General features: G+C 75.2%; 5 protein-coding genes. All 5 read right to left on the bottom strand.

Features of this window, described 5'->3' with window-relative positions:
- Positions 1 to 63: 63 nt before the first annotated feature.
- Positions 64 to 1,053 (bottom strand): DNA polymerase III subunit delta, encoded by a 990-nt coding sequence (gene holA / locus ACWDEN_RS39075; RefSeq protein WP_450862681.1) that lies wholly within the window; start codon positions 1,051 to 1,053, stop codon positions 64 to 66.
- An 87-nt stretch (positions 1,054 to 1,140) separates the two neighbouring features.
- Complete coding sequence (locus ACWDEN_RS39070) at positions 1,141 to 1,386, bottom strand: hypothetical protein (RefSeq protein ID WP_228620438.1); 246 nt, start codon at positions 1,384 to 1,386, stop codon at positions 1,141 to 1,143.
- Positions 1,387 to 1,546: 160 nt separating this feature from the next.
- Positions 1,547 to 2,383 (bottom strand): arylamine N-acetyltransferase family protein, encoded by an 837-nt coding sequence (locus ACWDEN_RS39065; protein WP_450862679.1) that lies wholly within the window; start codon positions 2,381 to 2,383, stop codon positions 1,547 to 1,549.
- Between the two features lie 27 nt (positions 2,384 to 2,410).
- Positions 2,411 to 5,050 (bottom strand): ComEC/Rec2 family competence protein, encoded by a 2,640-nt coding sequence (locus tag ACWDEN_RS39060; protein ID WP_450862720.1) that lies wholly within the window; start codon positions 5,048 to 5,050, stop codon positions 2,411 to 2,413.
- A 161-nt stretch (positions 5,051 to 5,211) separates the two neighbouring features.
- Entirely contained in the window at positions 5,212 to 6,459 is a 1,248-nt protein-coding gene (locus ACWDEN_RS39055; RefSeq protein ID WP_450862677.1) for a helix-hairpin-helix domain-containing protein, read from the bottom strand.
- Positions 6,460 to 6,493 lie beyond the last annotated feature (34 nt).

Genomic DNA, 6,493 nt, shown 5'->3' with positions numbered 1-6,493 from the left:
ATCCACCCCGGGCGGCGGCCGATCAGCCCCGGGTCGGTGCTGGGCCGCCCAGGTCGGCGGCGGTCAGCTCCGGCCTCTCGACCGTGCTGCCCGGGCGATCGTCACGACCGCCTTCTCCAGGGCGTACTCGGGATCGTCGCCCCCGCCCTTCACCCCGGCGTCGGCCTCGGCAACGGCACGCATCGCCACCGCGACCCCGTCCGGCGTCCACCCCCTCATCTGCTGTCGCACCCGGTCGATCTTCCATGGCGGCATCCCCAGCTCCCGCGCCAGATCGGCCGGCCTGCCCCCGCGCGCGGAGGACAGCTTCCCGATCGCCCGCACGCCCTGGGCCAGCGCACTGGTGATCATCACCGGCGCCACGCCCGTCGCCAGCGACCATCTGAGCGCTTCCAGCGCCTCCGCCGTACGCCCCTCCACGGCCCGGTCGGCGACCGTGAAGCTGGAGGCCTCGGCCCGGCCGGTGTAGTACCGCCCGACGATCGCCTCGTCGATCGTTCCCTCCACGTCGGCGACCAGCTGGGAGACCGCCGAGGCCAGCTCCCGCAGATCGCTGCCGATGGCGTCGCACAGCGTCTGGCACGCCTCGGGCGTGGCCGACCGCCCGAAGGAGCGGAACTCCCCCCGCACGAAGGCCAGCCGGTCCGCCGGTTTGGTCATCTTCGGACAGGCCACCTCCCGCGCTCCCGCCTTGCGCGCGGCGTCGAGCAGCCCCTTGCCCTTGGCCCCGCCCGCGTGCAGCAGCACGAGCGTGATCTCCTCGGCGGGCGCCCCGAGATATGCCTTCACGTCCTTGACCGTGTCGGCGGACAGGTCCTGCGCATTGCGTACGACCACGACTTTCCGCTCGGCGAAGAGCGAAGGACTGGTGAGCTCGGCGAGCGTGCCGGGCTGCAACTGGTCCGGGGTGAGGTCGCGTACGTCCGTGTCGGCGTCGGCGGCCCTGGCGGCGGCCACCACCTCCTGCACGGCACGGTCGAGCAGGAGGTCCTCCTGGCCCACGGCGAGCGTCACCGGGGCGAGAGGGTCGTCATTCGCAGTCTTCCTGGCCATCACTGACAGCATCCCACGCGGCACTGACAACGAACCGGCCCCGGCACCCCGACCGGTCCCGGAGCGGACCCGGAGTCCGTCTCGGGGTCACGGCTCCTCGCGCCAGCCGTCCCACTCCGCTGCGAACTCGTCCAGCTCCGCCGGGTCCAGCCGCGCGTCCTCGTCCCGCAGGACCACCAGCCACTGCGCGTCCTCGGCGTCGTCCTCGCCGGCCAGCGCGTCCCGGACGAGCCGCGGCTCCTCGTCCAGCCCGAACCGCTCCCCGAGCGCCCCGGCCACCTCCTCGGCGGCATCCCGGTCGGGCAGCACCAGCACGTGTCTCACATCACTCACGGGCCCATTCTCCGGCATCACACGAGACCGAACCGCCAGGTGAGGCCTCGGGAGCGGGCACGGCATGCCTCGGGAACGGGCACGGGCACGGACACGGACACGTCAGGGCCTTCGGCGCGATCCGCATCCGCAGTCCGCCCCGGATGCTCGCCTCGACGGCTCAGGGGTTCAGGTCCCGGTTCCGCGCGGTCGGCACGCGGTCCAGCTCGATCCCGAACCGCTCCCGGTACACGGCCAGCACCTCCTGGTCCGTCTCCAGCTCCCGCGTCTCGCGCGCACCGTCGGCGGCCGTCGTCGTCAGCACCCGCCCGCTGAGTGTGGCCCTGCCCCCGTCCTCGGTGACCCGTGAGCAGACCGGCGACCGGGTGAAGTGCGACAGCGGCGAGGTGCTGTGCCACCAGGCCCCGGCCACGAAGTCCCCGAGCGCCCGGGGCCGCGTCTCCAGCCGGTACTGCGGTCTCCCGTCCCGTATGACGTCCAGGTCCCCCTCCCCGGCCGAGCCGCCGCCGCTCTTCCCGGCCGTGTCCGGCCCGGCCTCGACCACCCGGAACACGCCGCCGGGGTCGATCTGCTCCTCACGCTCCGCGTACCTCAGCGGACAGTGGCTGTGCGCCCCGAAACCGACGTCCGCGAGCCAGGTGCCTCCCTCCACCGTCCGCACGCGCAGGGCGAGATGGTCGTACGGGATGCCGAGCCGCCCCTCGTCGCCGTACACACGTGCCGCGAGCAGCTCGACCTCGTAGCCGAGCGCGCTGAGCAACGCGCCGAACAGACCGTTCAGTTCGTAGCAGAAGCCACCCCGCACGCGTCCGATCACCTTGTCCAGCAGCCGCTCCTCCTCCAGCACGATCTCCTCGCCCAGGTGGATCGACAGGTTCTCGAAGGGGATGGTCCGCAGATGGCGCAGCTGCAGTTCGCGCAGCGCCCGGCCGGTGGGCTCCTGCGGATGCTCGGCCCCGATCCGGCGGAGATAGGCCTCGACCTGGCTTGGGTTCATGGACCCAGTCTGGGCGAAGCGCGGCCCTCAGTCTCTCGCCACCCGCAACTCCCCGCCCGTCCCTCCCGTCCCGCCGACCGCGAGCTCCCCGTCCCGGTCGGTGCGCAGCACCAGCGCCCCGCCTTCCCGCAGCGCTGCCACGGTCGCCGGTGCCGGGTGGCCATAGGGGTTGTCGACGCCGCACGAGATGAGCGCCACCCGGGGAGCCGCGAGCCGTATCAGCTCCGGGTCCTGATAGGCCGAGCCATGATGGGCCACCTTCAGCACGTCCACACCGGCCAGCTCGGCCGCCGCCGGTGACCGCACCAACGCCTGCTGGGCCGGCGGTTCGAGGTCGCCCAGCAACAGCAGCCGGAGCCCGCCCGAGCGCACCAACATCGCGACGCTGGCGTCGTTCGGGTCGTCCGGCTCGGGCACCGGGCCCGGCCAGGCGGGGGTCTGCGGGTCCCCGGGCGGGCGGGTGCTCGGCGGGGGCCACAGGATCCGCCAGGACAGCGCTCCGGCACGCCGTTCCTCTCCCGCTACGGCGCGCGTGACCGGGATGTGCCGCGCCACCGCCTCCCTCGTGACGAACTCGGCCTGGTCGGCGGGCTCCTCGAAGCCCGTGGTCTCGATCGCGGCCACCGAACGGCCCCGCAGCACCCCGGGCAGTCCCGCGACATGGTCGGCGTGGAAGTGGGTCAGGACGAGTAGCGGGATGCGTGTGATGCCCAGCTGCCGCAGGCAGCGGTCGACCAGCACCGGATCGGGGCCGGCGTCCACGACCACCCCGGCTCCCTCGCCCGCCGCCAGTACGGTCGCGTCGCCCTGCCCGACATCGCACATCGCGAACCGCCAGCCCGGCGGTGGCCAGCCCGTGATCACCCGGGTCAGCGGCGCCGGCCGTACCACGGCCAGCAGGAGCAGCACTCCGAGCAGCCCGCACCACCACGGATGCCGCATGAGCCGGCGCCCGGCCAGGACGACGGCCACGATGACCGCCGCGAGCAGCAGCGCGCCCGGCCAGCTCCCCGGCCACTGCACTCCCGCGCCGGGCAGCGCCGCCCCCGTCCGCGCGACACCGGCGATCCACCGGGCGGGCCAACTCGCGCACCAGGCCAGTGCCTTGGCGGGCGCCATGGCCACCGGCGCCGTCGCCAGTGCCGCGAACCCCAGCACCGTGGCCGGTGCCACCGCCACCTCGGCCAGCAGGTTGCACGGCACCGCCACCAGGCTCACCCGCGCCGACAGCACCGCCGTGACCGGGGCGCACACCGCCTGTGCCGCGGCGGCCGCCGCCAGCGCCTCCGCGAGCCTCGGCGGCACCCGGCGCCGCCGCAGCGCCTCGCTCCAGCCCGGTGCCAGGACCAGCAGCGCGCCGGTGGCCAGCACGGACAGCAGGAAGCCGTAACTGCGGGCCAGCCACGGGTCGTAGAGCACCAGCAGCAGAACGGCCGTGGCCAGTGCCGGGATCAGGGATCTGCGGCGCCCGGTGGCCAGGGCGAGCAGCCCGACCGCACCGCAGGCGGCGGCCCGCAGCACACTGGGGTCGGGCCGGCACACGACCACGAATCCCGACGTGAGCGCTCCGGCGAGCAGTGCGGTCGCCCGCAGCGAGAGCCCGAGGCGGGGAGCGAGGCCACGGCGCTCGACGAGCCGGGCCAGTCCGGGCGGCCCGATGAGCAGTGCGAGCAGGACGGTGAGGTTGCTGCCGGACACCGCGAGCGTGTGCGTCAGGTCCGTGTCCTTGAACGCCTCGTCCAGCTCGGGCGTGATCCGTGCGGTGTCCCCGACGACCAGCCCGGGGAGGAGCGCCCGCGCGTCCCCCGGCAGACCGTCGGTCGCCTCCCGCAGTCCGGCCCTGAGCCGTCCCGCGAGCCGTTGCGGCCCGCTGGGCCCCGCCACGATCCGCGGCCGGGGCCGGCCACGCACCCGCAGCACGGCCGCGGTCCGTTCCCCGCCCGCCAGCGCGGGATCCAGCCGCCCGCTGACCCGCAGCCGTGTGGACGGCAACAACCCGAGCCATGCATCGGGCGCACCCCGCGGCCCCCGCGCGCCCCGGTCGCCCTGAGCGCCTTTCGCACCCCGCGCGCCCGGGACAGAGGGCCCCGCCCCCGTTCCTTCTCCTGGAGAGGCGCCGTTGCGAGCAGCCGTCCCTTCCGGTGCCGGAACGTCCGTGTCGACGACCAGCAGCACCGGAGTGCGCGTCCGCACGCTCGTCCCGTCGCCCTGTTCGACGCGCCGCACCTCCGCCTGGGCCAGTACCGCCAGCGGCGCGGCGTGATCGCCGCGCACCCGTGGCCGGCTCAGCCAGGGGTCGCCGCTCAGCTCGACCTCGGCGGTCACGGTCGCGTACCGCCGGGCCAGTTCGGGCACGGGCCCGCGCCGCAGGTCCGCTCCGTGCAGTCCGGCCGAGGCGGCCGCCGCGGAAACGCACAGCAGCACGGCGGCGACGGAGGCGCGGGCCCAGTCGAACCGCCCGAGCGGCCTCCCGGCCCGGGCTCTCCGCGTCAGCGGCCCGGCCGGTACGGACTGTGCGGGCCGCGGCGACCTCCGTGCCGCCAGCAGAGCGACCCCACCCACCAGGCAGGCGACCGCGATCCCGGCCGTCCAGCCCGCCGGGGTGTCCAGCGTGAGGGCCGCCGTGACCCAGGCCGCGAGCGCGGGCGGCACCAGGCGCAGGTCCATGGGCCCCGCCCGGTCGCCGCGGGCCGCGGTCCCGTCCTCCCCGGTGTCGCGGGCCACGGCGCCGTCGGCCCCCGGATCTCCTGACCGCTCGCCACCTCGCCGGTCTCGCGCGGGTACGCCACTCGTCCCAGGCTCCGGCCTCCGGTCGACGATCGCGCGGCTCATGTCCGTACCAGCTTCCGCAGATCGCTGAAGCGGCGGTCGCCGATGCCGTTGACCTCGCGCAGTTCGTCCACCGAGCGGAAGCCGCCGTGCTGGGTGCGGTAGTCGATGATGTGCTGAGCGAGGACGGGGCCGACTCCCGGCAGCGCGTCGAGCTGGTCCGCCGTGGCCGTGTTGAGGGAGACGGGTGCCGCGGGGCCCGCGCCCGCCGGTCCTGAGGCCGGCCCCGCCGACGGGCCGGGTGGGGCCGCCGCCCCGGCGGACGCGCCGACGACGACCTGTTCGCCGTCGACCAGGAAGCGGGCCCGGTTGAGCCCCTCGGTGCTCACATCCGGACGGACACCGCCCGCGGCCCGCAACGCGTCGGCCACCCGGGATCCGGCCGGCAACCGCTGCAGCCCCGGGTTGCGGACCTTGCCGGTGACGTCCACGACGATCTGTCCACCCGGCGCCGCCGAGGCGCCCGCGCCCGCACCGGCCTTCACGTCTCCTTCCTTCTCGGCGTGGGGCGTGTCCGCCTTGGCGTAGGGCGCCTTTGCGCGCACCACTTGAGGGGCGGTCACGGACTCGGTGCGCCCGGCCCAGAAGTGCTGAACGGCGAACACCGCGGCGGCCACGAGCACCACGGCGAGCGCCACGACTCCCCGCCGCTCCACCCCGCACCGCGCCTGCAGCCACACCGGCATCCGCTCCCGCAAGGCCGGCCCGACCCGCTCCCGCCAGCCGGGGCCAACCGGGCCCGGCAGCTCCAACGGGCCCATGGCACCGGCTGGTTCGGGGTCGTGGGTGGTGCTCGGTGCCGGAGCCGGACTCGATGCCGGCATCAGCGTCGGTGTCGACCCGTCAGCCGGTACGGCGTGCGGTGGCTCGGTCGCGGCAGGCGCGAGCGTGGCCGTCCCGGCCCTCGCCTGGCTCAGTCCGGGCGCCGGGCCCGTGACCCATGCCGTAGCTGCCCTCGTCGCCGCCCCAGCCCCCGCCCCGGTCGCCTCCTCGGTCGCCGTCGCGGTCGCCGTCCTTGCGGACACCTCCCCCTCCGGCGGTCCGTTTCCCGACTCCCGCCATTGCACGGCTCGTTCGCCGAAGAGGAGTTCCGCTCGGCGGCGCAGTTCCTCGGCGGGCGCCGGCGGGCGGTGGCGGACACGGCCGCCGTCGATGCCCCGGCGGTGGCGGATGCGGCCGTCGGAGGTGGGACCACGGCCGGGGCCGCTGGTCGGAGTGGCTGAGCGTGAACGTGATCGAAGTGCCATGCGACGAGGATGGGACATCCCGCCGATTCGCGAT

The sequence above is a fragment of the Streptomyces sp. NPDC001153 genome (assembly GCF_053598315.1).
The sequence above is the reverse complement of the archived record's forward strand: the minus strand, read 5'-3'. Positions and strand labels throughout refer to the sequence as shown.

Coding starts and splice junctions, on each gene's coding strand:
- holA (WP_450862681.1), bottom strand. CDS start 1,053: ATGGCCAGGAAGACTGCGAATGACGACCCTCTCGCCCCGGTGACGCTC.
- ACWDEN_RS39065 (WP_450862679.1), bottom strand. CDS start 2,383: ATGAACCCAAGCCAGGTCGAGGCCTATCTCCGCCGGATCGGGGCCGAG.
- ACWDEN_RS39060 (WP_450862720.1), bottom strand. CDS start 5,050: ATGGACCTGCGCCTGGTGCCGCCCGCGCTCGCGGCCTGGGTCACGGCG.
- ACWDEN_RS39055 (WP_450862677.1), bottom strand. CDS start 6,459: ATGGCACTTCGATCACGTTCACGCTCAGCCACTCCGACCAGCGGCCCC.